Source organism: Stenotrophomonas sp. HMWF003 (genome assembly GCF_003061285.1).
Taxonomy (GTDB): Bacteria; Pseudomonadota; Gammaproteobacteria; order Xanthomonadales; family Xanthomonadaceae; genus Stenotrophomonas; species Stenotrophomonas maltophilia_AP.
This window is the reverse complement of sequence record NZ_QAIW01000446.1, coordinates 6,569-8,122: the sequence shown is the minus strand read 5'-3', so window position 1 is coordinate 8,122 and position 1,554 is coordinate 6,569. Positions and strand designations below refer to the sequence as shown.

The window sequence follows — 1,554 nt, the reverse complement described above, 5'->3', positions numbered from 1 at the left end:
CAGGCGGGTCAGGTCGCCGGCCAGCGCATCGCGCAGCGCTGCTTCCAGGCGCGGCGCGTCACCGTCGGCGAAGCTGTCGGCCGGGGTGACTTCGAAGGTATCGAAAATGGTGTCGACCGGGCCATCCAGCACGCGCGCACGGTGAATGCCGTAGCCCTTGCGGTCCAGCGTCATCACGATCGCGGCGAACAGGCCATCGCGGTCCGGCGACTGCACGAACACTTCCAGCGCATGGTCGTCCGGGGTGATCCGGCGCACCTTGACCAAGGTCTGGCCGGGCTTCACCGGCACCAGCGCGGCGGCCTGCCAGGCCAGCTGCTCCGGGCGCAGCCGGATGAAACTTTCGTCGGGCATCACCGCGAACTGGCGATCGATGGTGGCGTCGTCATACCCGCGCTCGCGCACCAGCGCACGCACCGAATCGCGCGCTTCGGCAACCCGCTCGGCGGCCGGCATCTGGTTTTCCAGGCCGTCGCGCAGCGCGCGCCGTGCTGCGAAATACAGGTCCGCCAGCAGCCGGTCCTTCCACGCATTCCACAGTTTGGGGCTGGTGCCGGCGATGTCGGCGCAGGTCAGCAGGTACAGGTAGTCCAGGCGGTCGCGGCTGCCCACCAGCGTGGCGAAGCGGTGGATCACCTCCGGGTCGGAGATGTCCTGCTTCTGCGCGGTCACCGACATGCGCAGGTGCTGTTCCACCAGCCACGCCACCAGCTCGGTGTCCGAACTGCTCAGCGCGTGCGCCTGGCAGAACGCGCGCGCATCCACCGCGCCCAGTTCGGAGTGGTCGCCACCGCGCCCCTTGGCAATGTCATGGAACAGCCCGGCCAGCAGCAGCAGCTCCGGCTTGCGCAGGCGCGGCCATACTTCGTGTGCGATCGAGAAGCGGTCGTCGGCGCGGCTGCTGGCGAACAGGCCGATGTTCCGCAGCACCATCAGCGTGTGCTGGTCCACGGTGTACACGTGGAAAAGATCGAACTGCATGCGCCCGGACACCTGCGCGAAGGCCGGCACCCACTGGCCCAGCACGCCGAGACGTGCCATGCGTGCCAGCGTGTCGACCGCGCGCGGGCTGCGCAGCAGCGCCATGAACTGCTCGCGGGCCGCAACGCTGGCATCGGTGTAGGCCGGCAGCTCCGGCAGCGCTTCGGCCAACGCACGCGCGGTCAGCGAATGCAGGCCGCGCACGTCGGGGTTGTAGGCCCAGCTGGAAAACAGCGCGAACACCTGTTCGATGTCGCCCTGCGGCCAGCGTGCGTCGTTGGCGGCCAGATAGCCGCGGCGCAGCGAGAAGCCCACGCTGACCGGCTCGGGCACCGCTTCGCCGTCGAACTGTTCCTCGAAGCGCTGCAGCAGCCGGTCGCTGATCCGCCGCACCACGCTGGCGCTGCGGTAGAAGCCCTGCATCATTTTTTCCACGGCCAGGCTTTCGAGGTCGTCCTCGAAGCCCAGGCGGGCGGCCAGGGTTTTCTGGTAATCGAAGCGCAGCCGTTCTTCGGGGCGGTTGGCCACCAGGTGCAGGCCGAAGCGCAGCCGCGCCAGCGCGCAGCGTTCGCG

Annotated in this window: 1 protein-coding gene; it reads right to left on the bottom strand. The window is 69.0% G+C overall.

Translation table 11 applies throughout. The features are described from left to right. A partial coding sequence (locus tag DBR34_RS24200) for an HD domain-containing protein (RefSeq protein WP_258224169.1) occupies positions 1 to 1,554 on the bottom strand: 1,554 nt, incomplete at both ends.